The following is a 26,530-nucleotide window of genomic DNA, read 5'->3' on the forward strand; positions in this document are numbered from 1 at the left end:
CCTCCCATACGGAGGATCGTCGGGCCGCCCTGGGGTCGGCTGTGCATTTCCATTCAGCAATCCGGCCCGCGTGTACTCGGCGGTCAACACGGGAGGGTGACATGGAAGACGGCACGATCGAGGTGGAGCGGAAGCGGGAGCTTCCGGACGGCGGTGCGGGCGTTCGGCCCCTGCTTGCCGAACTCGGTTGTGTGGGCAGCGCGCCGGTGACCGAGATCGACACGTACTACAGCCGCCCCGATGTGGACTACCTGGCGACCGTGGAGTGCCTACGGGTGCGGCACCGGGGCGACTTCGCAGAAATCACGTACAAGCCCGCGTCCAACCCGACGACGCACGGGAGTGACGACGTGGTGTCCAAGGTCGAGACGAACGTCGTTCTCCGCGACGGCGGGCAGGCCTCCACGGCGGAACGGCTGCCCGACTGCATCGGAATGCGGGAGCTGGTCAGGGTCGAGAAGACACGCACCAGCTACCGGCATCCGGATACCGCCGGTGTGACAGTCAGCATCGACACGGTGGCCGGGGTCGGCACCTTCATCGAGACCGAAGTGAACCGGGCCACGGCTGCCGGGGCCGCCGAGCTCATCGAGGAGACCGAGAAGGCTCTCGGCATCATCGGGAACCCGACGGTCGCGATCCCGTACCGCGACCTGGTGCTGCGGCAGCTGAACGGCTGACGCCCCGCGGGGGTGGTCAGTCGCCCAGGCAGGCGTGCAGCTGGCCGAGAGCGAAGGAGGCGCCCCCCGCCCAGTAGTTGACGTTGTAGGCCGCCAGGCACTGGTCGGTCTTCGACGGCTGATCAACCCCGGGGTCGAGCGACGTGTAGACCACGGCCGTCGGCGCGGCGTTCGCCTGGGTCCCGGCGGTCAGGACCAGCAGGGGCGCCAGCACAGCTACGGTGGCCGCTGCGGTGGCCATTCGGCGGATTCTCATAGAGCGTCGACTCTCCTTAGAAGCATGGCAGTTTTCCCGGAGCCAGTGCGCACGCGCGGAACGGCAGGCGGGACACCAGGCCCCGTGTCCTGGGTTCCTAGACGGCTTGCGTGGTTCGGCACCCGGTCGGTGGTGCGGCTCCGCGTGCCGCATCCTCGCAGTGGCGGTCGGTGCGGCGACATCCCACATTCCCGGGATGTTCCCGGGAGAGCTCCTGCGGGACCGGGACGTGCGTGGTCCCCGGCGCGGTGAGGTCGCGCCGGCAGAGTTGGGCGAGGTACGCGTGCGACGCCGGGGTCAGTGGCTCACGGGTGATAGAGCGCCCGGGCGCGGGCTGCGTCGATCGGCCCGTCCTCGCCGATGGGCAGGAAGTGGTTCAGCTGCCAGGTCTGCGTACCGCGGGCCTGGCGGTTCGTCGTGGTGACCCACGGCGGGTAGACGCGGAACCCCCGCTTCCCGCCCGTGCCGTTCCTCGCGACGATGTCCCGCTCGCAGAGCACCTCACGGGGGAAGACGAACTGTCCGAAGTCCCGGCCGTCACGGGTACTGATGACGAAGAGGTCATCGGCGTCCTCGGCGTCGAAGGGCTGGATCGGGCCGTCGCCGGACCTCTTCCACACCGTGACGAACTGGCCGACCTTGGTCGGGGTCGTCCTGGCCGCGCGGAACCTGACGGAGTAGCCGTCCAGAACGAAGCCGAACGCCCCGTAATCGGCGCTTTCGGCCTCGGCCACCGGCCGTGAGCACCTGAACCCGTTCGGGTCGTACACCAGCGCCTTCGCCGCGAGGAGGTCCTCATGGACCACGTCTCCGGCGGACCACGGCTCGGAGTCCGCGTCGGGGTGCGAGGAATTCCCATAGTCCGTCGTCATTTGTCCATTCTGCCATCGCCCCGGCCGCCGGGAGTTCCGGCGAACCAGCCGCCCCCCACTCGACCGGGCGGACGTGCCGCGGACCCTGAACTCGCGGGGCCGGGGCGGGCCGAGTGACCATCACGGCCCCGGGGTACAAGTTCACAAGCGGCCCACCGCGCCAGGCAGAGCGGTGGCCGGGGGTGAAGGGCGGCGATGCGCGGATGACGGCAGGCAGCGCGGAGGAAGCCGGGACCGCCACAGCCGCAGGGCGGGCCGGCGCGGCAACGACACAGGTCCTCCGGGCCGGCGCGGGAGGTCTCACCGCCTGGACCGCCGCACAGATCACCGGCGGCGTCGAACTGAACGGACCGGCGGGGCGGCAGGCGGCGGTCGCGCTGGTCTTCCTCGTACTGTCCCAACTCCCCATCCGGGCTGGCCGATTGGCGAAGCGACTGCTGAGGCGCGTCCGGTGGAGCGAGGGTGCCGCTGCGGCCGTCTCCTGTATCGCCGCCCTGGGCATGCTGATCGGCGCGGTGACACTGGGGCCCGTGCAGTGGTGGCTGACGGAAGTCCTCTGCGACCACCTCGGTCTCCCCCTGCACATCTCCGGCTTCTGGCCGTTCGTGGTGGCCCCCCTGGTCGATCTCCTCCTGTCGGTGGCCCTGGCGATGCCGGGCGCGTGCCTCACCCGCAAGGGGCGGGCCACCGGGTCGGTGGGGCGGTTCACGCGCCTGGTCGCGTGCTTCGGGGCGCTGTGGCTCCTGACCTCGGGGCTCGGCATCGGCCGTCTCGGTGCCGACGAGTGGTGGCGGTCGACGGCGACCATGGCGGCGCTGGCCGTCCTCCTCCTCGCCCTGGCCGGCCTCGGCGCCACGGTGTACAGCGACTTCGGCTGGCCGCACCTGCGCTCGCTCCTGCTCGCGGGCCTGCCCTTCGTCGCCGCCTTCGGCGTCTGCGCCATCGCGCTGACGCTCTGGCTGCTGTCCTGGTTGAGCACGGCCATGCGACCCACCCTCGGCATCGAGGGCTTCGGCACCTTCCTGTGGGCCGGCCTGATCACGACGGCGGTGCTGTGGGCGGCGAATCTGCCGTCCTTCCTGCACGGACTGCGCCGTCGGCGCCACAACTCGCCCACCGGGGACGGCGGGTACGGTCCGGCCCGGCCACCGGCGGTGTGGGCGAACGGGTTCGGCTATGTCTGGATGACGGCGGACGAGACCGCCGGCCGGTCCTGACACACCGGCCGCGCCCGGCCGTCCACGACACCTGCACCGCCCCCGCACGGGCCGCCGCCGGCCAGTGCGGCCGATCGCCTCCCTCCGGGCCCGCCGGGACGGTACGGTGCGAGCCATGCAGACGACCGAACGCCGTTTGATTCCAGTGGTGTTGGCCGCCGGAGCGCTTCTCCTGGCGGCCTGCTCGGCGGGCGGCTCCGCCTCGTCGTCCAGCACCACCGCCCCCGCGGACGATCCGGCCTCGGACCACCCGGACCTGAACGCCCGGCACATCGCGCAGATCCTGCAGTCCGGTTACGTGCCCGGGCTGGCCGGCCTGCACGGCGCGGGCATCGACTACACCTCCCGGACAAAGCCGGTGCAAGTGTCGCCGTGCCGTCTGGAGGTGCCGGAGAAGAGCGGCAGCCTCACCCCGACCGGAGGCGGTCAGACCGGTCGGCCGACCGTGGGCCTGGGCGTGCGCTACTCGGCGCTGATCCGCGAATACACGAACGGCCTCCAGGTGCGGGCGTACCTGCTGCCGCCGAAGCCGGACGCCCAGAAGGTGTTCGCCGAGCTGGCGGCGGCCGCCCGGGCCTGCGAGACCCGTACCGTCACGGCCTCCGGGGCCAAGGACACTCCGGTCGGGACCACCGCCCGCCCCACCCTGGGCGAAGGGGGCGAAGGACTCGCGGTGACCAGCACGGCCGACCTGACCACGGCCGGCGCCTCCACGCCGACCTACACCCAGGTCATCCGGTACGGCATCAACGGCCGGATCCTGGTCGAGGCCCTGGAGGTCTCACGACCGTGGAACGCCGTCTACGGTGAGGCCGACGCCGAGGAGGACACCGACACGGCCATGAAGGCGATCCTGCCGAGCTTCAAGGGCCTGCCCGAGTGACACCGCGGCCACACGGCGCGGGGGCGCCCCCGCGCCGTGTGGCCGTCCGGGTGACCTTGCCCCCCGGACGCCCGCCTCCGGTGGCAGTGCGTGAGCGCGCGTGTGTTGATGGTGAAGGGCCGCTTCGTCACGGCGGCCGACCGAACCATCACCTTCAATGCCTGGAAGGGCTTTTCCTCATGCGCACTGTGCACCGCGTCCTGGCCGTCTCCGCCATCGCGCTCCCGCTGGTCATCGGCGGGGCGACCATCGCCTCGGCTCACGACGGTTCCCCCGTCCCCAACGCCAACTTCGACCAGGGCGCGTTCGCCGTCGGCCCGAACGGCAGCGCCGCCCAGCTCACCGACGTCGACTTCGGCCCCGGCGGTGCCTCCTTCCTCAGCGCCGCCCTGGCGATCGGCGCCAACGGCGTCGGCGGCAACTTCACCGAGACCGGCATCAGCCCCGGCCACGTGGGCTGACCCGGCCCGCCCCCGGCTGCCCCGGACCACCACCCGGTCCGGGGCAGCCGCATGCCGCCGGGCGGCCACGGCGACGCCCTAGAGTGCGCGCATGACACGACACATCGTCTTCGACCAGTTGCACAACTTCCGTGACCTGGGCGGCTACTCCGCCTCCGACGGCCGGTCGGTCCGCTGGGGGCGCCTCTACCGCGCCGACTCGCTCGGCCGGCTCGGCTCGCCCGCCGATCTCGAACGGTTCCGGGCGCTCGGCGTCCGCACCGTCATCGACCTCCGCTACCCGTGGGAGACGGCCCGCACGGGCCGCGTGCCGGAGCTGGACGGCCTGAGCTACCACAACCTCTCCATCGAGCACCGCCCGTACGACCAGGCCGAGATCGACCCGGCCCTCGATCCCTGGCGCTATCTCGCCGACCGCTTCGCCGAGGTCGCCGAGGACGGGGGGGCGGAGATCCGCCGAGTGCTGGAACTGATCGCCGGCGCCGACGAACCGCTGGTCTTCCACTGCGCCTCCGGCAAGGACCGCACCGGCCTGATCGCCGCGCTGGTCCTCTCCCTCCTCGGCGTCTCCGAGGACGACATAGCCGCCGACTTCGCGCTCACCGAACTCGCCACGCCCCGGCTGGTCGCGCGGTGGCACGCCGCCAACCCCGGCCGCGAGCTCCGCTGGCCCGGGTTCGGGCGCGCCCCCGAGACCGTGATCCGGCTGGCTCTCGCCGACCTCACCGCCGCGCACGGCTCCGTCCACGCCTATGTCACCGACACACTCGGCCTCGGTGACGACCTGATCGGCGAGCTGCGCGCCCGACTGCTGACCGGATAGCCGACCGGGGGTCGGGAACCAGCCAGACCGGCGCTCGGCGCCCAGCTCGAACGGACACAAGCAGTCAGCCATTTCGATCAAACAGCGACATTTTCCGACCCGTCATGCTGCAATCAATCGAACACGCTAAATCTGCGATCATTTTCGTCCGCCCTCTTGCGCGCGAACGATCCTGCGGCAAGGCCTGCCGAATGGCCGAAATAAATGGTGCTCCCCGCCGGTTCGTGCACGCTAATGTCTTCCCCGGCGGGGGGATCGTCCGACCGGGGTGAGCTCGGTAGTCGAACCGCCGGTCATTTCTTTTTGCCTGCATGGCGCCCGCACGGCGTCACCGAAAAGATCGGACGAATATGCACGCAAAGAATCGCAAGCTCGTTCGCGGCATTCTGGTGGCCGCCGCGATGCTCGGGTTCGCGGGGGCCACGCCGGCCCTGGCGGAGGGTTCCTGGACGTCCCACATCAGCAACTGGGGGCCCGGCTCGGAGTCCCGCCGCTGGGGGGACAGCGACCGGGACGACACCGTCACCACCGTGGCGTTCCAGGGCTGCACCACCGACAACAACGACTTCAAGAACGCCGATCTCCAGCTGTACAAGGACGTCTTCGGCCCCGACAAGGCCTACGGCTACCGGCTGAACCACTGCGATCTGTCCGCCTGGGGGGACCAGAGCGCCGGCGACTACTACTTCGCACTGGAGGGGGTGCGCTCCGGCGGCAAGCTCTGGGTGGATTCGGTGAGCGTCCGGTACTGACCCCGGCCACCGCCCGCGACGGGCGTCCGGGGTGTTCCGGCGGAAGCCCCCTCCCGCCGGAACACCCCGGACGCTCCCCGCTCCTCCGCTCTCCCCTCACGGATCCCGGACCGGGATCCCGGCTCCGGACCCCGAACCCCGGATCCCGGACCCGCCACCTCACCGAGCGAAATGCGTCGAGCCCCCGCCATGACCCTTGAATTCCACCGCGTCGACTTCCAGTACACCCAGAAGGCCCAGTTGTTCACCGGCCTCGCCTTACGGATCGACAATCCGGCCACGGTCCTGCTCGGGCCGAACGGCGCCGGAAAGTCCACTCTCATGGCCCTGGCCGCCACCCAGCTGACGCCGGGCCACGGCTCGGTCTCCTGGCGCGGCCGGACCGCCACCGGGCGCGGCGAACTGGCCGCCTACCGGCGGGCGGTGGCCTGGCTGCCGCAACAGGTGACCCCGGTGCCCGGGCTCAGCGTGCGCGAGCAGGTCGCGTACTCCGGCTGGCTCAAGGGCATGTCGCGCGGGGCCGCCTGGCACGCCTCGGCGGGCGCGCTGGAGCGGGTCGGGCTCGCCCAGCTCGCCGACCGCGGCGGTCACCAGCTGTCCGGCGGCCAGCTGCGCCGGATGGGCATCGCGGGGTGCCTGGCCCACCACAGCGAACTGATCCTGATGGACGAGCCGACCGCCGGGCTCGACCCGGCCCAGCGCGGGATGTTCCGCAGCCTGGTCGAGGACCTGGCCGACGAGGTCCATGTGATCGTCTCCACCCACCAGACCGAGGACCTCGCCGACACCTACCGGCACGTGGTGGTGCTGGACCAGGGTGAAGTCCGCTTCCAGGGCGGCACCGAGGAGTTCCACGCGCTCGCCGCCGGGGCGAGCGGTTCGCCGCGCGAGCGGGCCGAGGCCGCGTACACGCGGCTGGTCGAACGGGAGGCCTGACCATGCTGCTGCGCACCGTTCTGCGCACCTCCGCCGCCACCCGCGCGCTGCCGTTCCTCGTCGGCTTCGTCCTGGTCGCCCTCGGCGACGACCTCACCGCCTGGGTCACCCCGGCCTACGGGCTCTCCGCCGCCGGGCACGCGACCTTCGCCCTGCCCTTCGTCTGCGCGGCCTGCGCGGCCGCGGGCGCCTGGGAGGCGGGCCGGCTGCACCGGGGGCGGGTCTTCGACCACTCGCCGGTGCGGTCCCCCCTGACCATCACCGCGCCCGTCCTGCTGCCGGTGGCCGTGATGGGCGCGCTCGGCATGGCCGCCGCGCTCGGCAGCACGGCGCTGGCCGGCGGCACGGCCTCCGGGGTGCCGCAGCCCGGCGTCCTCGCGGTCTGGGCCGGGCTCCTCGTCGCGAACACCCTGGTCGGGTCGATCGTCGGGCGGGTCCTGGCGTCCGTCCTCGCCGTGCCGCTCGCGCTGATCAGCAGCTTCGTCCTGAACGCCTATCCGGCCTCCTTCGACGAGTTCTGGCTGCGGCACCTGGTCGGCGGCGGCCTCTCCGACTGCTGCTCGGTGGATCAGGTCCTGGACGAACGTGCCGTGTTGAGCGCGCTGGCGTTCTCCGGCGCGGTGTCCGCGGCGGCCGTCCTGGTGATCCGTCGGCGCGGTGCCCCGATCGCGCTCGCCACCGGGCTGGCGGTGACGGCCGGCGGGATCGGCCTCGCCGCGCACCTGGCCCAGGACCTCGGCCCGACGCCCGTCCTCGCCCGGCCCGCCAGTGCGCTGGTCTGCGACGGCGAACGGCCGAGGATCTGCCTCTGGCCCGAACTGGGCGGGGCCCGCTCGGGCGCGGTCCGCGAGGAGGCCCGGCGGGTCGTCACCACCCTGGCCTCCGGGGGCGTACCGGTGCCTGGCGTGCTCACCATGGCGGCCCAACCAGGCCCTGGCGAGGCCAAGTTCGGCATCCCGACCACCGCCAGGGCGGCGGACGTGATGCCGGGCGTGGTCGGCGGGCTGGTCCCCCGCGTCCCCGCGTGCGCCCTGCACGGGGACTCGTACCCGGCCGGCGTGGCCGCCGGACCGGTGACCGCCTGGCTCACCGCGAAGGCAGCACCCGGCAGCGCGCCGCACCCCGCGGGCGGACGGTTCGGGGAGGCGGACGTGGCCCTCGCCGAACAGGTACTGCGGCTCCCTCCGGAGGCCCAACTCGACTGGTACCAACGGAATGCGGAAGCCATGCGCCGCTGCGACGCGCCACCCGCGCTGACCCCGCCCGCACCGGCCGCGCTCGCCGACGGCGGTGACCGGTGATCTGGTGGAGCAAGGCCCGCTCGGTGCCGGCCATCGCCGCCGCACTGGCCGGGACGTTCGCGGTGGGCCTGCTCATCGGCGACGGCGAGCTGCCGGTGCCCGCGCTGCGCGGCCAGGCCGGGCACTTCCTGGTCGCGCACCTCGTCACCCTGTTCCCGGCGGTCTACCTGCTGCACGGGCTAGGCCGGGGCGACCTGCGGACAGAGGCGGTGGCCGGACGGTTCCTGCGCGGGCTGGACACCGGGCTCGCCCTCGCGGTCGCGGCCGTCGGCGCACTGGCGGGCGTGCTCGTCTGCGCGGCCGGACAGGGCGACCTCGCACTCGTCCTCGGCCGCAACATCGCCGGGTACACCGGTCTGGCGCTGCTGCTGCACCCGCTGATCGGCCACCGCCCGGCCGCCGCGGCCGTCGCCGTCGTCCCGCTGCTCTGCTCCGCCGCGGGCTGGCGCCGGGGCGGCGGACCGCAGCCCTGGGCCTGGCCGCTCCACCCCGGGGACTCCCCGCAGGCGCTCACCCTGGTGGCGCTCACCCTGCTCGCGGGCGCGGCCTGCGCCCTGCTGCGCCGCCGCCCGGCGGTGGAACTGCGCGTCCTCGCCTGAGCAGGCCCCCTACCCCGGAATGGGAAGTCGACGGGGCCGACTTCCCATTCCGGTCCTCCCGCCGGGCCCCGGGGTCAGCGCCCGGGCCAGCCCTCCCGGTTCGAGCAGGACTCGTAGTCGTAGCGGGTCGGGCGGTCCCACTCCGCCCCGGTCACCAGCTCGAACGCCTCCTCGTGCACGTACAGCAGCGACTCGCACGAGCTCGCGGTGAACGGCGCGAACCGCTCGGGATGGCCGAGGACGTCCTCGTACACCTCTCGGCCGGCGGCCACCACGGCGGCCCGCGCGTACAGGAAGCCGTCGTCCGACTGGGGGAACGGCGAGCCGTCGGGCAGCTCCATCCCGAGCACGGGCAGCCTGCCGAAGTCCTCCCGGTCCAGCCGGTACAGGGCCTCGGCGAGCCGCTCGCCGAAGCCGATGATCTCCTCCAGCGGCCGCTCTGCCAGGACTTCGGTCAGCCGGGCGCAGGCGTCATCGAAACCCTGGCAGTCCGCGGTCCCGGCCGCGCCGCCGAGCCCGTCGATCAGCTGCCAGAACCGCTCCCAGGGCATCGCCGGCTGATCGGGCGCTCCTCCGCCCGCCACCCGCACGGCCTCGTCGTCGAACCGCATCGCCCGCTCCTTGTCCGCCGTCGCCCCCTGCGCGAACAGCATCCCCGACGGCACGGACAACGGCACGGGCAGCAAGCGCTCCCGGTAGTCACTCAGCCGCAGTCCCTCAACGGCGGTCGCTCAGCGGCGGCGCGGCCTGCCGGTGCGCCCGGCCGGACGGCCGCTCTGGGGCTTGCCGGGCCGGCTGCGCTCGGCCGCCGGGGCGGCCCCGGCAGCCGTGTCCGGCCAGTGGGCGGGCCGGGTGAGGGCGGACGGAAGCCGGGTGGAGGCGTCGCCGCGCGCCGCGTTGAGCTGGGCCTGGGTGAGGAAGAGGGCCTCGGTGAGGTCGGCACCCGCCAGGTTGGCGTCCCGCAGGTCGGCCCCGATCAGATCCGCGAGCCGCAGGTCCGCACCGCCGAGGTCGGCGGCGACGAGCAGGGCGCCACGCAGGTTGGCGCCCCGCAGGTCCGCGCCGCGCAGGCGGGCGCCGAACAGGTCGGCCCCCCGGTGCTCACGGCGGCGCGGGACGGCGGCCCGGACGAGTTCGCCGGCCCGCAGCAGCAGCTCGCTCACCCGCTGCCGGTGGGCCGGCACGTCCACCGCGAGGATCTCGGCCGGGCTGCCCTGGGCGAGCCGGTCGGTCTCCTCCAGCACCCGGCGCAGCTCGGCGTGCACGGGTCGGGCGGGGGCGAAGGTCAGCGCCTCGGTGAGGTACCAGAGCAGCTCGTGCAGCTGCCGCACCACCGGGAACACGTCGAACATCCCCTGCGCGTCCTCCGGCGCCTCGCGCCAGCTCCGGCCGCCGAAGGTCACCTGGGAGACGCGCTGACCGGCTCCGAAGCAGTCGTACACCGTGCAGCCCTGGAAGCCGCGGTCCCGCAGCTGGACGTGGATGCCGCAGCTGAAGTCGGTCCGCAGATTGCGGCACGGGGTGCCGGCGGCCTTGTTGACCGCGAAGTCGGTGGAGGCCGCGAAGGGCAGCGCCACGCAGCACAGCCCGAAGCAGCTCCCGCAGTCCGCCGCCAGGGCCACGCCCGGGCTCGCGCCGGTGCCACCGCTCGTGCCAGTGCTCGTGCTGTCGGTCACCTGTGAGTCCTCCGTACTGCGGCGCCCGGCCGGCCCGGGTCCGCAGTAGAGCGTACCGATGTGGAGCGTGCCGATCCCGCTCGCGGGCCCTGGGCGGCCGGGGCCGCAGGGGCGGCCGGGAACCGGCGGAGTCCCGGCCGTAGTCCGTTAGTGTGGTCGGCCGGTGTCGGTTCGGTCCGCCGATCCCGCCCCGGACGCAGGAGGAGAGCAGGAATGTCCCGGCACGACGTCACGGCACACCCGGACGCCGAGGGCACCAGGGACGACCCGCCCGCCGCGCCCGTGACGGCCTCGGCCCCGCGCCTCTCGGCGCGCACCCGCACCCTCGGGTTCACCCTGCTCTGCTTCGCCGTCTGCCTCGCCATCGGCGCGCAGCAGTGGACCACCGCCCAGCTGGGCGGCTTCGACCTCGGCATCTTCGACCAGGGTGTGCGCGGCTACACGAACCTCGGCCTGCCGGTGTCGACGCTGAAGAGCTTCCACCACGAGTTCCCCCCGGGCTTCTCCCTCCTCGGCGACCACTTCTCCCCCGTGATCGCGCTGATGGCGCCGCTCTACTGGATCTGGGACGACCCGCGCTCGCTGCTGATCGGCCAGGCGCTGCTCTTCGCGGCCGGCGTCCCGCTGATCCGCCGGGTCGCCGACCACTGCTTCGCGGACGCCGACCCGCGCACCGCCCGCCGCGCCGCCGACCTGGCGGCGCTGGCGTACGGGCTGGGCTGGCCGCTGCTGGTGGCCTCGCGCGGCGGCTTCCACGAGGTGGCCTTCGCGGTGCCGCTGACCCTGCTGATGCTGGAGCGCGGCCTGGCCCGCCGGTACGGCACGGCCGCACTGGCCGCCCTGCTGCTCTGCTGCACCAAGGAGGACCTCGGACTGGCGGTCGGCGCCTACGGGCTGGTGCTGATCCTGCGCGGCCGCAGGGACGAGGACACCGCGCGGCGCCGGCGGACGGTCCGCTGGGGTGCCGGTTTCCTGCTCGGCGGGCCGCTCGCCTCGGTGGTCGCGATCGCCTGGCTGGTGCCCGCGATGGGCGGGGTGCCGGGCTACTACTGGAACTACGATTCGCTCGGCGAGGACGGCGGCTCGGCCGTCTCCCATGTGCTGTCCAACCCGACGATCCTCGTCTCGTCGATGTTCGACGCGCCGCTGAAGCCGCTACTGCTGCTCTGGCTCTTCGGCACGCTGTTCGCCCTGCCGCTGCGCTCCGCGACGGTGCTGTGCGCGGTGCCGCTGCTGGCGGAGCGGGTACTCTCCAGCAACCCCAACCACTGGTCGATCGCCCGGCACTACGACGCGTTCCTCTGGCCGATCCTGCTGGTCGCGGCGCTGGAGGTACTGGGCCGCTGCCACGGCAGCGTGCGCACCCGGCGGCTCGGGGTGGCGGCCGCCGCCGTGACGGTCGCGGCCGCGCTGCCGCTCGGGGTGGCGAACCTGTTCGTCCCCGCCTACTGGCAGCCGAAGCCGAGCGAGGCGGCGCTGATCCGGGGCGCCGCGCAGATCCCGGACGGCGCGACGGTCGAGGCCGACAACCAGGCCGCCCCGCGGCTGACCGCCCGGACCGACGTGGTCCTGGTGGACGGCACCCCGCGCGGCCGGGAGTACGTGCTGATCCGCTCCGACAAGCGGGCGTTCCCGTTCAAGACCGACCGCGAGCAGGCCGCCCGGATCGAGCTGCTGCTGGCGCACGGCTACCGGCAGATCTGGGCCGAGGACGGCGTGGTGCTGCTGCACCACGAGAGCACCGAACCGGTCCCGGGCGAGCACGTCCCCGGCCCGGACAGCACCGGCTACCAGGACGAGGTGCCGAGCGACGTCGGCCACAACCTCTTCCGCGGCTGAGCGGCCGGCCCGTTCGGACGTCCGCGTCCTGGGGCCGTCGTCGAACTCCCGCCTGCGCGCCGACCACAGACCCCAGGCTCCGGGCATGGCGATCGAGGTGGGAGCGCGCGGGCTGTACGAGGCCCTGACGGCGTACGAGGGGCCGGAGGCGTACGAGGCGGTCAGCGACCTGCTGCTGCTCTCCTTCCAGCCGCCCGGCGACGGGGTCGATGCCCCGGGCCCGTGGCTCGGGTTCTCGGAGGACGAGTACCTCGGCCTGTTCACCGCGCTCGGCATGACCTCGTTCAAGGACGGCGGCTTCGACCCGTTCCGGCACGAGATCGGCGAGGTCGAGCAGGCCGACGACCCGGGCACGCCGATCGAGCTCACCGGGGTGGTCCGGCCCGGCCTTCGGCTGGGCCGACTGCTGTTCGGCCGGGCCGGCGTCCGGGTCCGCGCCGGAGTGGAGCACACCCAGCGCGGCGTCGCCGACCGCCCGCCGCTCTACTGGGCCTTCCGGCGGCGCCACCGGCCGACGGTCGACCTCTCCCACGGGTGGGGCAGCAACTCGCAGTGGTGCACCGACCTCCGCCTCGACTACCGGACCCCGGCCGGCGATCTGCTCAACGTGGCGGAGGACCGCCCGATCGACGGCAGCCCGGACCTCCACCCGGACCACCCGGCGAACCTCAGCCCGGAGGAGCGGCTGCTGACACCCGCCGAACGGCGTGAGCTGCTGCGCCACCGCGGTCTGCTGCGAGCCCCGGAGGCCGCCGCCGCGCCGGCCGGGCCACCCGGCTGGGAGCGGGACCTGATGCCCTTCGGCCGGCGGCTGCCGGATCCCGGGCGGTGACCCTCCGGTTCAGCCCCCGTACGGCTCGGACGACTTGTACGACTCGGACGGCTCGGACGGCTCGGACGGCTCGTACGGCAGCAGCTCCGCGCGCTTCGGGGGCCGGCCGTCGCCGGAGGAGCGGCCGGTGAGACGGCGGCCGATCCAGGGGCCGACGTGGGTGCGCAGCCAGCGGGCGTCGGCGGCCAGCTTCTCGGTACGGCCGGGCGGGGCGGCGGCCGGCAGCGGGGCGCGCCAGTCGAAGGCGGCGGGGCGGCCGAGGGCCTCCAGCACGCCCTCGGCGACCCGGCGGTGGCCTTCGGGCGAGAGGTGCAGGCGGTCCTCGGCCCAGAGGCGGCGGTCGTCGAAGCAGGGCGCGGCGAACAGGTCGACCACGGCGATGCCCCGGTCCTGGCCCAGCTCGTGCACGAAGGCCTTCATCCGCAGGATGGCGGGGAGCAGCCGGGCGCTGCCGGCCATCCGGCGGGTGGGGTCGGTGCTGGTGAACAGGACCACGGTGGCGCCGGTGGCGCGCAGCGCGGTGGCGGAGCGGCCGAGCAGGTCCTCGATCCGGTCGATGTCGCAGCGCGGCCGCAGGACGTCGTTGAGGCCGCCGGCCAGGGTGACGAGGTCGGCGCGCAGCGCGGTGGCGGGGGCCAGCTGCTCGTCGTGGATCTGGCCGATGAGCTTGCCCCGGACGGCGAGGTTGGCGTACCGGAACTCCTCGGCGGGCCGCTCGGCGGCGAGCCGGGCGGCGACGCGGTCGGCCCAGCCCCGGTAGTGGCCGTCGGGCAGCAGGTCGTCGCACATGCCCTCGGTGAAGGAGTCCCCGATGGCGACGTAACTGGCGTACGCGGTGGGCGCGGTGGGCTTGGCGGGCGCGGTGTGGGTGGCGTTCTCCATGACCCGACGATGGTACGCGCGCCCCTCCCGGCGGCTCGCTTCGGCCCGCGCCCTGCCACCCCACCACGCCGGTGGCGTCCGCGACGGCAGGCCACGGGGGTGCCGGCCGCGGCGCCGCAGATGCTCGGCGGGCACCTCCTCCTCCGCTGTGCAGCTGTGGACGAAGTGGTGGACGTGGACGGCGAACGCGGCCGCGACCACCGCCCAGGAGACGATGAGCGCGACCACACCTTCGCGCAGATCGCCGCCCGATCCCGCACCCATCGGCGCGCACAGCTGACGACTGCTCCGGGGATCGGGTGACGAGCACGTACAACCGTTCGCATCATTCGTACGTCCTCTCATCAGACCTTCATCCCCATCACTTCTCACAGCCGGAGCCGTGATCGTGCGCACCTCCCGTCTGACGGCCACCGCCGCCCTGTTCGTGCTCACTGCGAGCGCGATGGTCTCCGGGACCACCGGCGCCTTCGCCGACGACGCCACACCGAGCCCCTCTGCGACGGCGTCGGCGCCTGTCACCACCACGCCGTCCGCCGAGGCGACGGACACCCCGTCCGCCACCGCCACCGCCACGCCCTCGGACACCACCACGCCGTCCGCCACGGCCACCCCGACGGCCACCCCCACCCTGCCCCAGGGCTGCATGTACGTGCGCGAGGAGGGCATGCCGGTCCACGGCGTCACCCTCGGCACCGACGGATCCACCCGGGACATGGCCGTCTCCTTCTTCAACAGCAGCTCGACGACGCTCACCGACTTCCGGATCACCGCCGTGATCAGGAGCGCGACGGGGGCCGTCCCGCCCGAGATCGGGGTGAAGTTCCAGGGCGACACCGTCTGGGCCCCGGTCACACCGGACTCCGCCACCGGGTCGGTGTCCCTCGGTCACCACAAGATCCCGTCGCAAGAGATGTTCACCGTGGTGCTCCGGATCTCCGCCGACCCGGCGGCGAAGGCCCAGGGCTACACCCTCTCCGTCTCAGGCGCCTCCGAGGTGCTCCCGTACGGGGCCGGCCCCACCAACGTGAAGTACACCTGCAACCGGCTGACCGGATCGTCCACCAGTCTCGTCACCTTCCGCGACGAGCCGACCGCCACGGCCTCCCCGTCGGCGAGCACCTCGCCCACCGCGAGCGCCTCCCCGTCCGCCTCCCCGTCCGCCTCGCCGTCCGCGACCTCGACCGCCACCGGCGCCGTCGTCCCGGCCGGTGCCCGCAGCACCGGCACCGGCACCACGACCGCCACCGGCGGCCGCCTCGCCGAAACCGGCAGCAGCTCCAGCACTGTGCCGCTCGCCGTCACCGGCGCCGCCGCCATCGCCCTCGGTGGCGTGGCGGTCCTCGTCGCCCGCCGCCGTAAGAACGCCCGCGGCTGACCCACCGGCCCGACACGCTCCGCCCCGCCCACGCACCCGCGCGGGCGGGACGTCGTCGTTCCGGACCAGGCGTTCCTGAACTCCTGGGCGGAGGCGGGGCGGAGGCGGGGTCACCCCGCCGGTGGGGCGAAGGGCCGGCGCATGGTGAAGGCCGCCGGGGTCGGGCCGTCCGTGCGCAGCAGGGTGAGGCGGTGCTGGGCCTCCTGCGGGGTGGGACGGTGGCCGGCCGGGACCCACCAGAGCGCGGTCATCGCCTCGGCGGGCCGGGCGAACCACTCCCGGCGCCGGCGCATCACGGCCCGGTGTTCGGAGTGGTGGACGAAGGCGTCCAGGGCCTCGGGGTCGCGCCAGACCGAGAGGTTGACCAGCAGCCACTCGTCGTCGAAGATCCGGAAGCCGGTCGCGTACCCCTCGTCGCTCGTGAGTCGCCAGACGAAGCCGTCGGCCTCGTCGGCGAGCGCGTTGACGGGCCCGAGGGCGGCGACGAAGCCCGCGAGCAGGGGGCTGTCGATGGGTTCGAGCATCCGGGAGATGTTGACCTGGGCGAGTTCGTGGGACGTCACCGGCAGGACCCTAACCGGCCGGCACCGCGGTGTCCGCCGAATTCCGCTGCGCCGCCCGGTCGTCGGCGGGCGGGGTGACCCAGTGCGCCCGGACGGCGTCGGTCGGCCGCTGCTCGCCGAGCGCGTCGAGGCCCCAGGTGCCGAGCGCGTCGACGACCTGGCGCAGTGCCGCGCCGCGCCCGGTGAGCTCGTAGACGGTGGCGTTGGCGGGTCGTTCGAGCCGACGGCGGGTCACCAGGCCCTCGCCCTCCAGCTGCTTGAGGCGGGCGGCGAGGATGTCGGTGGAGACGCCGGGCAGGTCGGCGTGCAGGTCGGTGTAGCGGCGCGGGCCGGCGAGGAGTTCACGGACGATCAGGAGGCTCCAGCGCTCCCCCACCGCGTCCAGGGCGCGGGCGACGGCGCAGTACTGGTCGTAGCTTCGGCGTGACATGTGGATCAGCATAGCCAAAAGGTTGGACTTTCCAAGTGCTTACTTGGTAGAACAAAGCAACCAGGACGGCGCGCCGGTGGCGCGTACGGCCACGGCGGGTGACGGGTCGGGAGGCCGCAGATGGAGTTTCGGCAGTCCAGCAAGCTGACAGGCGTGTGCTACGAGATCCGGGGCCCGGTGGTCGACCGGGCCAACGCGCTGGAGGAGGCCGGGCACAGCGTGCTGCGGCTGAACACCGGCAACCCGGCCACGTTCGGCTTCGAGGCGCCCGAAGAGATCCTCCAGGACATCATCCGCAACCTGCCCAACGCGCACGGCTACAGCGACTCGCGCGGCATCCTGCCGGCCCGGCGCGCGGTGGTGCAGTACTACCAGCAGCGCGGCGTCGACGGGGTCACCGTCAACGACGTCTACCTCGGCAACGGCGTCTCCGAGCTGATCCAGATGGCCGTCACCGCCCTGGTGGACGACGGCGACGAGGTGCTCGTCCCGATGCCCGACTACCCGCTCTGGACGGCGGTGATCCGGCTCGCCGGCGGCAAGGCGGTGCACTACGCCTGCGACGAGGAGGCGGAGTGGTACCCCGACCTCGACGACATCGCGTCCAGGATCACGGCCCGCACCAAGGCCATCGTCGTCATCAACCCCAACAACCCCACCGGCGCGGTCTATCCGAAGGAGCTGCTGGAGGGCATCCTCGACCTCGCCCGCCGCCATCAGCTGATGGTGCTGGCCGACGAGATCTACGACAAGATCCTCTACGACGGCACCGAGCACCACTGCCTGGCCGCGCTCGCCGACGACGTGCTCACCCTCACCTTCAACGGACTCTCCAAGTCCTACCGGGTGGCGGGCTTCCGCAGCGGCTGGCTGGTCGTCTCCGGGCCGAAGCAGCACGCCTCCGACTACCTGGAGGGCCTGACCATGCTCTCCGGCATGCGGCTCTGCCCCAACGTCCCCGCCCAGTACGCGGTGCAGGCCGCGCTCGGCGGCCACCAGTCCATCAACGACCTGGTGCTGCCCACCGGCCGGCTGGCCGAACAGCGGGACGTCGCGTTCAAGGCGCTGAACGAGATCCCCGGCGTCAGCTGCGTCAAGCCCAAGGGCGCGCTGTACGCCTTCGCCAGGCTCGACCCGGCGGTGCACCGGATCGTCGACGACGAGCAGTTCGTGCTGGACCTGCTGCTCCGCGAGAAGATCCACGTCGTCCAGGGCACCGGCTTCAACTGGCCGCGCCCGGACCACTTCCGCTTCGTCACCCTCCCCCGGGCCGACGACCTGGAGACGGCGATCAACCGGATCGGCCGCTTCCTCACCACGTACCGGCAGGTCTGAGCGGACCGGCCCGGCCGGCGCGGTTCCGGCGGCCCGGGACCGACGACGTAGGCTCGGCGTCCATGACCGTGCTGCGTTCCGTCGCCCTGTTCGCCCTCGCCGCGCTCGCCGAGATCGGCGGCTGCTGGCTGATCTGGCAGAGCGTGCGCGAGGCCCGGCCGTGGTGGCTGGCCGGGGTCGGCGTGGTGGTGCTCGGCGGCTACGGCTTCGTCGCCGCGCTCCAGCCGGACAGCCACTTCGGCCGGGTACTGGCCGCGTACGGCGGGGTGTTCGTGGCCGGCTCACTGCTCTGGGGCATGGCGGTGGACGGCTTCCGGCCCACCCGCTACGACGTCGCCGGGGCACTGATCTGCCTGGCCGGGGTCGCCGTCATCATGTACGGGCCCCGGCGCTGAGGCCCCGGCACCGGGGGCTCCCCTTCGGCGCCGGGGCCCGTCAACACGCTTCCCCGCCGGGCCGGTTACCAGCCCCAGCCACCGCCGTGGCCGTCGTCGTCGGTGGTGCTGTCCCAGCCCTCGCCGACCTTGCGCAGGATCGTGTAGTGGTCGACCTGCGTGCCGTCCTCGGCCAGCGCGGTCACCTTCATGGCCGACTTCTGACCCAGGTGGGCCGGGGTGACGTCGACCTTGATGAAGGAGTAACCGGTGTAGCGCACCCGGGACCACTCGACCGTCTCGGTCACCTTCACGCCGCCCTTGGCGAAGTGGTAGGTGTTCACCGAGTCGAGCCGCTTCTCGTGGCCCTCGTAGGTGTCCGGCGCGTCGAAGTAGTACAGGCTGCGGCCGGCCGCGCCCGCCGTCACGTACACCACGCCGTCGGTGGCCGGCTCGATGGTGGCGCCGCTCGGCACCGCCTTGGAGACCTTGTTGCCGAGGATCGCGTCGGTGCGCTCGTAGACGTGGTTGTGGCCGTTGATCACCAGGTCCACCCGGTACTTCTCGAACAGCGGCACCCACGCCTCGCGGACACCGCCCTCGGAGGCGTGCTGGTGGGTGGTGGAGAAGGCGCAGTGGTGGAAGAAGACCACGACGAAGTCGATGGTCTCGTCGTTGCGCAGGTCCTTCAGGGTGCGCTGCAGCCACTTGGTCTGCTTGCCCGCCGAGATGCCCAGGTTGGCCGGGATCTCGTAGGAGACGTCGTTGGCGTCCAGCGAGATGACGCCGACGTTCTTGTAACGGAAGGTGTAGACGCCGGGGACGGTGCGCGGGTCCGGGCCGTTGTCCGGCAGGAAGAAGCGGGTGTTCTCGCCGCCGTAGCCGTTGTGCGAGTACCAGGCCTCCATGTCGTGGTTGCCGTAGGAGACCATCCACGGCACCTTGGACGCCACCGTCTCGGTCTGGGCCAGGAAGGCGTCCCAGGTACGGGCGTTGTAGGAGGTCTTGTCCGAGTCCTGGCCGGAGCCGGCCGGGTCGGCGTAGCAGATGTCGCCGGCGTGCAGGTGGAAGGCCGGGTTCTGGGCCAGGATGATGTGGTCGTTGCCGGCCGCGTGCGAGCTGACGCCCTGGTCGCCGAAGGCGGTGAAGGTGAACGGCTCGTACACCTTGCCCCAGCGGTGGTCGCGCGAGGGCGCGGTGCGGAAGGTGCTCAGGGTGGAGATCGCCTGCTGCGAGGCCGGGTCGAAGCCCTGGTGGCCGACACCGTAGTAGTAGGTGGTGTCGGGCTGCAGGTCCTCCAGCGCGACGTGCAGGTAGTACTGGTCCACCGGCTGGCCGGTCGGGGTCAGCGCGGGGGTGTGCAGGGCGCGCACCTCGGCCTGGACCTTGTGGCTGAGGTCCCACGGCTGCTTGCCGAAGCGCAGGTACGGCTTCTTCACCGGGGCCGGGACCTGCCAGGAGACCCGGAACTGGGTGTCCGGCTCCGGCCCGAAGGAGAGGTGACGCCCGATCGGGGCGACCAGCGAACCGTCGATGCCGTCCGCCACACCGCCCGTCAGCAGCTGGGGGCCGGCCGGCGCCGCGGTCGCGGTGCCGGTGCCCAGCGCACCGCCCACCGCCAGCGCGCCGACGGTGACGGCGCCGGCCCGCAGCATCCGGCGGCGGGAGTGACGGGCCCGCAGGTACTCGTGCTGCTCGGCCATGCTCATGCGGTCGGCGAGCTTCGCGGGCACGCCCATGTTCGGAATATCCATGGGCGGGACTCTTCCAGCGACGCGTTGACCGCACGCGGACGCGCGGTGAACGAGCCGCAGCGCGCCGGTCAGTCGAACGCCAACGTTCGACCATGCTTCGGTAAAGGGCCGGTGCGTATGCGTACCTGGCAGGATCATCCGTCATGACCCGGATCCTGATCTACAGTCGCAACCTGCGCTTCTGGCACGCCTCGGCCGTCGACGGCGCCCGGGCCTTCCGCGAACTCGGCGAGCGGCACGGCTTCACGGCCGACGCCACCGAGGACCCGGCGGCCTTCCGGCCGGACGCGCTGCGCCGGTACGCGGCCGTGGTCTTCCTCTCCACCGGCGGCGACGTCCTCGACGAGGCCGGCCAGGACGCGCTGCGCGCCCACCTGACCGCCGGTCACGGCTGGCTGGGCGTGCACGCGGCGTCCACCACCGCGTACGACTGGCCCTGGTTCGAGGGCCTGGTCGGCGCCCGCTTCGCCGGCCACCCGCCGATCCAGGCCGCCCCCGTCCGCGTCGCCGACCCCGGCCACCCGGCCACCGCCCATCTGCCGGCCCGCTGGGAGTGGACCGACGAGTGGTACGACTTCCGCTCCGACCCGCGCGAGAACGGCGCCCGCGTCCTGCTCACCGTCGACGAGGCCGACTACCGGGGCGCCACCATGGGCCGGGGCCCGGCCCACCCGCTCGCCTGGTGCGGCGAACACGACGGCGCCCCCACCTTCTACACCTCCCTCGGCCACTCCCCCGAGGCCTACGCCGACCCCGCCTTCCGCACCCACCTCCTGGGCGGCCTGCGGCACCTGGGGATCTCGCCCTGACCGCTGCCGACGCACCAGGACCGCCCGTTCCCCCTGCCGCGGTGCGCCGCCGGGCGCGCCGGCTCGCGGCCGTGGCACGGGCAGGCGTCTACGAGGCCGGGTCGTCCCAGGTGGAGGGGGCCCGGTTGCCGGTGCCGTCGCAGGTGCGGCAGATCTCGTCGCGGTAGGCGTGCTTGGCGCCGGTGGCGTCGACGCGGTAACGGACGTAGACGCCGGTGCCGTCGCAGAGGAAGCAGTTGCCGCCACCGCCGCCGACCTCGGTGGTGCCGGTGCCCTGACAGGTGCGGCAGCTGAGGCCGGCGGTGCGGCCGGTGCCCGCACAGATGCGGCAGACCGTGGTCACGTCGTCATTCCTCCCATGCCGGCACTGCTGGAAATGGTAGTGCCCGGCGGCGCGGTCCGGATCAGCCCGGGAGACCGTCGCGGACCCGGCGGGAGACGGTGATCTGCTGGAGGTCCAGCAGACCGGGCGGGTCGGCCAGGCCGGGGCCACCGGCGTGCACCCACTCGGCTATCTCGTCGATCATGTCCTCGGCCAGCACCCAGCCGAGCCAGACCGGGCGGCCGCCCGCCAGCCGGCCCTCGCCGGAGGGGCCGACCACCACGACGTTGGACTGCGCGCAGGCGTCCAGGCACTTCACCGCCCGGACCTTGCCGGCGGCGCCGACCGCCTCGCGCAGCCGCTCGTACTGGCCGGCGTGGTCGACGCCCGGGTGCTTCTCCTGGGTGCCGCAGCAGCAGCCCCGGCAGACGGTGACGGTCACCGGGGCTGCGGGCGCCGGCCTGCGCTCGCGGTCTCGACGGCTCATCGGATCAGCTCTCCTCGTGGTCCAGGGCCCTACTCGTTCTCCAGGGCCCGCTGCCAGGCCCGTTCGCGCAGCAGCCGCAGGCCGTTGAGGCCGACCAGCACGGTGGAGCCCTCGTGCCCGGCGACACCGAGCGGCAGTGGCAGCGTACCCGCCAGGTCCCAGACCACCAGGGCGGTGATGAACGCCCCGGCGATCACCAGGTTCTGCACCACCAGCCGGCGGGCCCGCCGGGAGAGCGCCACCACGGCCGGGACGGCGGTCAGTTCGTCGCGCACCACCACCGCGTCGGCGGTCTCCAGCGCGAGGTCCGAGCCCGCCCGGCCGAGCGCGATGCCGCTGTGCGCGGCCGCCAGCGCGGGCGCGTCGTTGACGCCGTCGCCCACCATCAGCACCCGGCGGCCCCCGTCGGCCAGTTGACGGACGGCGGCCACCTTGTCCTGCGGCAGCAGCCCGCCCCGGACGTCGGTGAGGCCGACCTCCCGGGCCAGCCGGGCGGCGGCGCGCGGGTTGTCCCCGGTGAGCAGGACCGGGGGCCGCCCGGTCAGCGCGGCCAGGCCCCGTACGGCGGCCGCGGCCTGCTCGCGCGGGCGGTCGGCGAGACCGAGGACGCCGACGGGTTCGCCGTCGCGCAGCACCACGGCGGCGGTGCGGCCGGCCTCCTCCAGTTCGACGACCTGCGGGTGGGCGCGGTGCGGGCCCGGCGCGCCGACCGCGATCACCGCGTCGCCGACCACCGCGCGGACGCCGACGCCCGGGGTGGAGACGAAGTCGGCGGCGGCCGGGACGGCGAGGCCGCGCTCGCGGGCGGCGGCGACCACCGCGCGGGCCAGCGGGTGCTCGCTGGGGTGCTCGGCGGCGGCCGCGAGGGCCAGCAGTTCGTCCTCGGTGAGGCCGGCCGACGGGCGCAGTTCGGTGACCCGGGGGGTGCCCTCGGTGAGGGTGCCGGTCTTGTCCAGGGCGGCCGCGTCCACCTGGCCGAGGCGCTCCATCACCACCGCCGACTTGACCAGCACGCCGTGCCGTCCGGCGTTGGCGATGGCGGAGAGCAGCGGCGGCATGGTGGCGAGCACCACGGCGCACGGCGAGGCGACGATCATGAAGGTCATGGCGCGCAGCAGGGTGCCGGTCAGCTCCGCGCCGAACGCGAGCGGGACGGCGAACAGCAGCAGGGTGGCCGCCACCAGGCCGGCGGCGTAGCGCTGTTCGACCTTCTCGATGAAGAGCTGGGTGGGCGCCTTGGTCTCGGAGGCCTCCTCGACCAGGGCGACGATCCGGGCGATCACGGTGTCGGCGGCGTCGCGCCCGACGCGGACGCGCAGCGCGCCGGCGCCGTTCAGCGTGCCGGCGTACACCTCGTCGCCGGGGGCCTTGGCCGCGGGCAGCGGTTCACCGGTGATGGTGGCCTGGTCGACGTCGCTACGGCCGTCCAGCACCAGGCCGTCGGCGCCGATCCGCTCGCCGGGGCGGATCAGCACGGTGTCGCCGACGGCGAGTTCGGCGGTGGGGACGGTCTCCTCCCGGCCGTCGGCGGTGAACCGGCAGGCGGTGGCCGGGGCGAGGTCGAGCAGGCCGCGGACGGAGTCGGCGGTGCGGGCGGTGGCCAGTGCCTCCAGGGCGCCGCTGGTCGCGAAGATCACGATCAGCAGCGCACCGTCCAGCACCTGTCCGATGGCGGCGGCGCCGAGCGCGGCGACCACCATCAGCAGGTCCACGTCCAGGGTCCTCCCGCGCAGCGCCCGCAGTCCGGCCCAGGCCGGTTCCCAGCCGCCCGCGAGGTAGGCGACGGCGTACAGCGGGCCGTACGCCCAGGCGGGCCCGCCGGGCAGGTGGACGGCGAGCGCGGCCAGGAAGGCGACGGTGGCGGCGGCCGCCCAGCGCGCCTCGGGCAGGGCCAGCACGCGGGTGCGGCGCGGCTGCGGTGCCGCGGGGGCGGCGGGGGCCGGACGGGTGAGCACGGTGGCGGACATGGGCGTCACGATACAGGAACACATGAACAAGCTTTCATTCATCACGGCCACCGTAGGATGCCCCCATGGGACACGCCACCGCCGAGAACGCCGTGCCGCGGATGCGTCTGGACGCGTCCAACGCGGCCAAGGTGGCGAGCACCCTCCAGGCCCTCGCCACCCCCTCCCGGCTGCTGATACTCGCCGAACTCCGCGAGGGCCCGCGCGCCGCCACCGAACTCGCCGACGCCGTCGGCATGGAGCAGTCCGCCTGCTCCCACCAGCTGCGCCTGCTGCGCAACCTCGGCCTCGTGGTCGGCGAACGCCGCGGCCGCTCGGTCGTCTACTCCCTCCACGACGATCATGTCGCCGCCCTCCTCGACCAGGCCGTCTACCACGTGGACCACCTGCGGCTCGGCCTGACCGACGAGCGCTGAGGCGTCCCGCGATCACGACCGCTAAGGTGTCCCGCGATCGCGCGGGGTGTCCGCGCGGTGCGAGAGGAGCGACGCATGGCGCTGGTCACGGGACCGGGATCCGGACGGCCGAAGCGGTGGCCGCTCTGGACATCGGCCGGGGTGGCGGCGGCGGGGCTGCTGACCGCGGTGCTGGGGCTGGTGCTGGTGGCGTTCGACTACTCGCCGCGCACCCTGCAGAGCGGGGGGATGAGCCCGACGCTGAAGCCGGGCGGCCGGATCCTCACCGAGACGGTGCGGGCCTCCGAGGTACGGCGGGGCGACGTCGTCCTCGTGGAGTCGCCGTGGACCATGTCGGGCCTGATCGTCAAGCGGGTCGTCGGCCTCGGCGGTGACCGGGTGACCTGCCGCGCCGACGGGCCGGTCACCGTCAACGGGCAGCCACTGACCGAGCCTTACACCTACGACGGCTCGCCCAACGGGAACTTCCCCGCGTACACCGCGACCGTGCCGCCGGGGCGGGTCTTCCTGCTCGGCGACTACCGCGCCGAATCGGTCGACTCCCGGATGTTCCTCGACGACCAGCAGGGCACCGTCGCCGCCGCGGACGTCCGCGAGCGGGTGGTCTGGCACAGCGGCGGCTCGGAGCCGCTGCCGGTCGGCCTGGTCGCCCCGCTGGCCGCGGTCGGCGGGGGCGGGCTGCTGCTCGTCGCCGGGGTGATCGGCTTCGTCGCCGCCGCCGTGCTCCGCTCCCGCCGCCGGGCCGGCGCGTTCACCGGCTGACACCGGCCCGGCGGCGGGGCCGCGGTGTCGGTCCGTCAGGCGGGCCAGGAGTTCGGGGTGGTCCGCCGGCGCCGAATCGAGCATGGCGCGTGCCTGGGGCCTGAAGGAGTCCAGGTCGGCCGGGCTCCCGTCGATACCGCCCAGGGGCGGCTGCGGGCCGTACTCGATGAAGAGCTGGACGGTGCGGGCCAGTTGCTCCCCCGCGAGGCGTTCGACCAGGTGGAGTGCCATGTCGATGCCGGCCGACACGCCTCGCCGCTACGCCGTCGCGGCCGCCGCCGCGCGGCCCGCCGTGCGGCCGGAGAAGAGGCAGCCGCCGAGGAAGGTCCCCTCCAGGGAGCGGTAGCCGTGCACACCGCCGCCGCCGAAGCCGGCCGCCTCGCCAGCCGCGTACACGCCTTCCAGGACCTCGCCGCCGGGCCGCAGGACGCGGCCGGAGAGGTCGGTCTCCAGGCCGCCGAGCGACTTGCGGGTGAGGACGCGGAGCCGGACGGCGATCAGCGGGGCGGCGGCCGGGTCGAGGAGGCGGTGCGGCGCGGCGGTGCGGATCAGCTTGTCGCCGAGGTAGCGGCGGGCGCCGTGGATGGCGGTGACCTGGAGGTCCTTGGCGAAGGGGTTGGCCAGCTGGCGGTCCCGGGCCTCGACGACCCGGCGCAGTTCGTCCGGGTCGATCAGCGCCTGACGGGTCCTGGCGTTCATGCCGCGGGCCAGGTCGGACAGGTTGCCCGCGACCACGAAGTCGGGGCCGTGCCGCAGGTGCGCCCGGACCGGACCGGGCGCGCCGGGCAGCGCGCGGCCGAGGACGCCGCGCAGGGAGCGGCCGGTGAGGTCGGGGTTCTGCTCGGAGCCGGAGAGGGTGAACTCCTTCTCGACGATCTTCTGGTTGAGCACGAACCAGGTGTGGTCGTGCCCGGTGGACATGATGTGGTCGAGCGTGCCGAGGGTGTCGAAGCCGGGGAAGAGCGGCACGGGCAGCCGCCGCCCGCGGGCGTCCAGCCAGAGCGAGGAGGGGCCGGGCAGGATGCGGATGCCGTGCCGGGCCCAGACCGGGTCCCAGTTCTCGATGCCCTCGGTGTAGTGCCACATCCGGTCACCGTTGATCAGGTTGCCGCCGGCCCCGCCGGTGATCTCCAGCATCAGACCGTCCACGTGCGCGGGGACACCGGAGAGCAGCCGGGCGGGCGGGGTGCCGAGCCGGGCGGGCCAGGCCTTGCGGACGAGGTCGTGGTTGCCGCCGATGCCGCCGGAGGTGACGATCACGGCCTGGGCGCGCAGTTCGAAGGCGCCGGCCACCTCCCGGGAGCTCGCCGCGCCGCGCACGGCGCCGCTGGGCACCAGCACCTCGCCGCTGACGGTGTCGACCGCCCCGGCGTGCGCGGACAGGCCGGTGACCCGGTGGCGGAAACGCAGGTCCACCAGGCCGCGCCCGGCGGCGGCCCGGACCCGGCGGACGAAGGGTTCGAGCAGCCCGGGCCCGGTGCCCCAGGTGATGTGGAACCGGGGGACGGAGTTGCCGGGGCCGTCGGCGAGCAGCCCGCCGCGCTCGGCCCAGCCGACGACCGGGAAGAACCGCACCCCCTGCGCGCGCAGCCAGGCCCGCTTCTCCCCCGCCGCGAAGTCGACGTAGGCCTCGGCCCAGCGGCGCGGCCAGGCGTCCTCGGGGCGGTCGAAGCCGGCGCTGCCGAGCCAGTCCTGCCAGGCGAGCGCGGGCGAGTCGCGGATGCGCATCCGGCGCTGCTCGGGCGAGTCGACCAGGAAGAGGCCGCCGAAGGACCAGTGCGCCTGACCGCCGAGCGAGGCCGCGGGCTCCTGGTCGAGCAGGATCACCTTCCGTCCGGCGTCGGCGAGTTCGGCGGTCGCGACGAGCCCCGCGAGTCCGGCTCCGATGACGATGACGTCGGCGTCCAGGGCCATGCGGGTCCTC

28 protein-coding genes and 1 pseudogene are annotated in these 26,530 nt (G+C 73.7%); 17 read left to right on the forward strand and 12 right to left on the reverse strand.

Annotated features, from left to right (window positions below; translation table 11 throughout):
* Nucleotides 1-101 precede the first annotated feature (101 nt).
* The gene (locus ACIO5D_RS29915) at nt 102-680 is read left to right on the forward strand and encodes a class IV adenylate cyclase (protein WP_363612341.1); all 579 of its coding nucleotides are present in this window, start codon (nt 102-104) and stop codon (nt 678-680) included.
* A 16-nt stretch (nt 681-696) separates the two neighbouring features.
* On the opposite strand, the gene ACIO5D_RS29920 is transcribed toward ACIO5D_RS29915, so the two are convergent.
* Nucleotides 697-921 (reverse strand): hypothetical protein, encoded by a 225-nt coding sequence (locus ACIO5D_RS29920; protein ID WP_400798991.1) that lies wholly within the window; start codon nt 919-921, stop codon nt 697-699.
* A 320-nt stretch (nt 922-1,241) separates the two neighbouring features.
* Nucleotides 1,242-1,808, reverse strand: coding sequence for a MepB family protein (locus ACIO5D_RS29925; RefSeq protein WP_400798993.1), 567 nt, complete (start codon nt 1,806-1,808; stop codon nt 1,242-1,244).
* Between the two features lie 203 nt (nt 1,809-2,011).
* On the opposite strand from ACIO5D_RS29925, the gene ACIO5D_RS29930 reads away from it, so the two are divergent.
* From ACIO5D_RS29930 to ACIO5D_RS29965, 8 genes are all read left to right on the forward strand, one after another.
* On the forward strand, nt 2,012-3,025 hold the full coding sequence (locus ACIO5D_RS29930) for a hypothetical protein (protein WP_400798996.1): 1,014 nt from the start codon (nt 2,012-2,014) through the stop codon (nt 3,023-3,025).
* A 115-nt stretch (nt 3,026-3,140) separates the two neighbouring features.
* Nucleotides 3,141-3,908, forward strand: a complete 768-nt coding sequence (locus ACIO5D_RS29935; protein WP_400656497.1) for a hypothetical protein — start codon at nt 3,141-3,143, stop codon at nt 3,906-3,908.
* Nucleotides 3,909-4,087: 179 nt separating this feature from the next.
* The gene (locus ACIO5D_RS29940; RefSeq protein WP_363613575.1) at nt 4,088-4,369 is read left to right on the forward strand and encodes a hypothetical protein; all 282 of its coding nucleotides are present in this window, start codon (nt 4,088-4,090) and stop codon (nt 4,367-4,369) included.
* Nucleotides 4,370-4,460: 91 nt separating this feature from the next.
* Nucleotides 4,461-5,192, forward strand: coding sequence for a tyrosine-protein phosphatase (locus tag ACIO5D_RS29945; protein ID WP_400798998.1), 732 nt, complete (start codon nt 4,461-4,463; stop codon nt 5,190-5,192).
* Between the two features lie 350 nt (nt 5,193-5,542).
* Entirely contained in the window at nt 5,543-5,944 is a 402-nt protein-coding gene (locus tag ACIO5D_RS29950; protein ID WP_363613579.1) for a hypothetical protein, read from the forward strand.
* Between the two features lie 189 nt (nt 5,945-6,133).
* Nucleotides 6,134-6,880, forward strand: a complete 747-nt coding sequence (locus tag ACIO5D_RS29955; RefSeq protein WP_363613581.1) for an ATP-binding cassette domain-containing protein — start codon at nt 6,134-6,136, stop codon at nt 6,878-6,880.
* Between the two features lie 2 nt (nt 6,881-6,882).
* A complete protein-coding gene (locus tag ACIO5D_RS29960; RefSeq protein WP_363613583.1) occupies nt 6,883-8,181 on the forward strand; it encodes a hypothetical protein in 1,299 nt (432 codons plus the stop codon).
* Nucleotides 8,178-8,780 carry a hypothetical protein gene (locus ACIO5D_RS29965; RefSeq protein ID WP_363613585.1) on the forward strand — a complete coding sequence of 201 codons (603 nt, stop codon included), beginning with the start codon at nt 8,178-8,180 and terminating at the stop codon, nt 8,778-8,780. The genes ACIO5D_RS29960 and ACIO5D_RS29965 overlap by 4 nt, the downstream gene beginning before the upstream one ends.
* Before the next feature lie 74 nt (nt 8,781-8,854).
* Here the strand turns inward: ACIO5D_RS29965 and ACIO5D_RS29970 are convergent, their stop codons facing one another.
* Nucleotides 8,855-9,457 carry a DUF4240 domain-containing protein gene (locus tag ACIO5D_RS29970; protein WP_363613587.1) on the reverse strand — a complete coding sequence of 201 codons (603 nt, stop codon included), beginning with the start codon at nt 9,455-9,457 and terminating at the stop codon, nt 8,855-8,857.
* Nucleotides 9,458-9,511: 54 nt separating this feature from the next.
* Entirely contained in the window at nt 9,512-10,456 is a 945-nt protein-coding gene (locus ACIO5D_RS29975) for a pentapeptide repeat-containing protein (RefSeq protein WP_400656503.1), read from the reverse strand.
* A gap of 213 nt (nt 10,457-10,669) precedes the next feature.
* Between ACIO5D_RS29975 and ACIO5D_RS29980 the strand changes: the two genes are divergently transcribed.
* Both ACIO5D_RS29980 and ACIO5D_RS29985 read left to right on the forward strand, forming a co-directional pair.
* Entirely contained in the window at nt 10,670-12,295 is a 1,626-nt protein-coding gene (locus ACIO5D_RS29980; RefSeq protein WP_400656505.1) for a DUF2079 domain-containing protein, read from the forward strand.
* 85 nt (nt 12,296-12,380) lie between these two features.
* Nucleotides 12,381-13,127, forward strand: coding sequence for a hypothetical protein (locus ACIO5D_RS29985; protein WP_400656507.1), 747 nt, complete (start codon nt 12,381-12,383; stop codon nt 13,125-13,127).
* 9 nt (nt 13,128-13,136) lie between these two features.
* On the opposite strand, the gene ACIO5D_RS29990 is transcribed toward ACIO5D_RS29985, so the two are convergent.
* The gene (locus tag ACIO5D_RS29990; RefSeq protein WP_400656558.1) at nt 13,137-14,009 is read right to left on the reverse strand and encodes an SGNH/GDSL hydrolase family protein; all 873 of its coding nucleotides are present in this window, start codon (nt 14,007-14,009) and stop codon (nt 13,137-13,139) included.
* A gap of 388 nt (nt 14,010-14,397) precedes the next feature.
* Here ACIO5D_RS29990 and ACIO5D_RS29995 point away from each other — a divergent pair, with 388 nt between their 5' ends.
* Nucleotides 14,398-15,387, forward strand: a complete 990-nt coding sequence (locus tag ACIO5D_RS29995; protein WP_400656509.1) for an LPXTG cell wall anchor domain-containing protein — start codon at nt 14,398-14,400, stop codon at nt 15,385-15,387.
* A 110-nt stretch (nt 15,388-15,497) separates the two neighbouring features.
* Here ACIO5D_RS29995 and ACIO5D_RS30000 read toward each other — a convergent pair whose 3' ends face one another.
* Both ACIO5D_RS30000 and ACIO5D_RS30005 read right to left on the reverse strand, forming a co-directional pair.
* The gene (locus tag ACIO5D_RS30000; protein ID WP_400656511.1) at nt 15,498-15,950 is read right to left on the reverse strand and encodes a DUF3291 domain-containing protein; all 453 of its coding nucleotides are present in this window, start codon (nt 15,948-15,950) and stop codon (nt 15,498-15,500) included.
* A gap of 67 nt (nt 15,951-16,017) precedes the next feature.
* Nucleotides 16,018-16,380: pseudogene (locus ACIO5D_RS30005) on the reverse strand (winged helix-turn-helix transcriptional regulator); the annotation flags it as partial.
* 120 nt (nt 16,381-16,500) lie between these two features.
* Between ACIO5D_RS30005 and ACIO5D_RS30010 the strand changes: the two are divergent.
* The gene (locus tag ACIO5D_RS30010; RefSeq protein WP_363613597.1) at nt 16,501-17,715 is read left to right on the forward strand and encodes a pyridoxal phosphate-dependent aminotransferase; all 1,215 of its coding nucleotides are present in this window, start codon (nt 16,501-16,503) and stop codon (nt 17,713-17,715) included.
* 62 nt (nt 17,716-17,777) lie between these two features.
* Nucleotides 17,778-18,110: a YnfA family protein gene (locus tag ACIO5D_RS30015; protein ID WP_363613599.1), complete on the forward strand. Its 333-nt coding sequence runs from the start codon at nt 17,778-17,780 to the stop codon at nt 18,108-18,110.
* A gap of 65 nt (nt 18,111-18,175) precedes the next feature.
* Here the strand turns inward: ACIO5D_RS30015 and ACIO5D_RS30020 are convergent, their stop codons facing one another.
* On the reverse strand, nt 18,176-19,843 hold the full coding sequence (locus ACIO5D_RS30020; protein ID WP_363613601.1) for a metallophosphoesterase family protein: 1,668 nt from the start codon (nt 19,841-19,843) through the stop codon (nt 18,176-18,178).
* A 143-nt stretch (nt 19,844-19,986) separates the two neighbouring features.
* Here ACIO5D_RS30020 and ACIO5D_RS30025 point away from each other — a divergent pair, with 143 nt between their 5' ends.
* Nucleotides 19,987-20,652: a ThuA domain-containing protein gene (locus ACIO5D_RS30025; RefSeq protein ID WP_400656514.1), complete on the forward strand. Its 666-nt coding sequence runs from the start codon at nt 19,987-19,989 to the stop codon at nt 20,650-20,652.
* Nucleotides 20,653-20,740: 88 nt separating this feature from the next.
* Here the strand turns inward: ACIO5D_RS30025 and ACIO5D_RS30030 are convergent, their stop codons facing one another.
* The 3 genes from ACIO5D_RS30030 to ACIO5D_RS30040 all read right to left on the reverse strand — a co-directional run bounded on the left by ACIO5D_RS30030 (nt 20,741) and on the right by ACIO5D_RS30040 (nt 23,428).
* Complete coding sequence (locus ACIO5D_RS30030; RefSeq protein WP_363613605.1) at nt 20,741-20,995, reverse strand: hypothetical protein; 255 nt, start codon at nt 20,993-20,995, stop codon at nt 20,741-20,743.
* A gap of 61 nt (nt 20,996-21,056) precedes the next feature.
* The gene (locus tag ACIO5D_RS30035) at nt 21,057-21,461 is read right to left on the reverse strand and encodes a (2Fe-2S) ferredoxin domain-containing protein (RefSeq protein WP_363613607.1); all 405 of its coding nucleotides are present in this window, start codon (nt 21,459-21,461) and stop codon (nt 21,057-21,059) included.
* Nucleotides 21,462-21,490: 29 nt separating this feature from the next.
* Complete coding sequence (locus tag ACIO5D_RS30040) at nt 21,491-23,428, reverse strand: heavy metal translocating P-type ATPase (RefSeq protein WP_363613609.1); 1,938 nt, start codon at nt 23,426-23,428, stop codon at nt 21,491-21,493.
* 65 nt (nt 23,429-23,493) lie between these two features.
* Here ACIO5D_RS30040 and ACIO5D_RS30045 point away from each other — a divergent pair, with 65 nt between their 5' ends.
* Together ACIO5D_RS30045 and lepB are read left to right on the forward strand one after the other, a co-directional pair.
* Nucleotides 23,494-23,844, forward strand: a complete 351-nt coding sequence (locus tag ACIO5D_RS30045; RefSeq protein WP_363613611.1) for a metalloregulator ArsR/SmtB family transcription factor — start codon at nt 23,494-23,496, stop codon at nt 23,842-23,844.
* A gap of 75 nt (nt 23,845-23,919) precedes the next feature.
* Entirely contained in the window at nt 23,920-24,606 is a 687-nt protein-coding gene (gene lepB / locus ACIO5D_RS30050; protein WP_363613613.1) for a signal peptidase I, read from the forward strand.
* 258 nt (nt 24,607-24,864) lie between these two features.
* Here lepB and ACIO5D_RS30055 read toward each other — a convergent pair whose 3' ends face one another.
* A complete protein-coding gene (locus tag ACIO5D_RS30055) occupies nt 24,865-26,520 on the reverse strand; it encodes an FAD-binding dehydrogenase (RefSeq protein ID WP_400799002.1) in 1,656 nt (551 codons plus the stop codon).
* Nucleotides 26,521-26,530 lie beyond the last annotated feature (10 nt).

Source organism: Kitasatospora sp. NPDC087315, from assembly GCF_044744345.1.
GTDB lineage: Bacteria > Actinomycetota > Actinomycetes > Streptomycetales > Streptomycetaceae > Kitasatospora.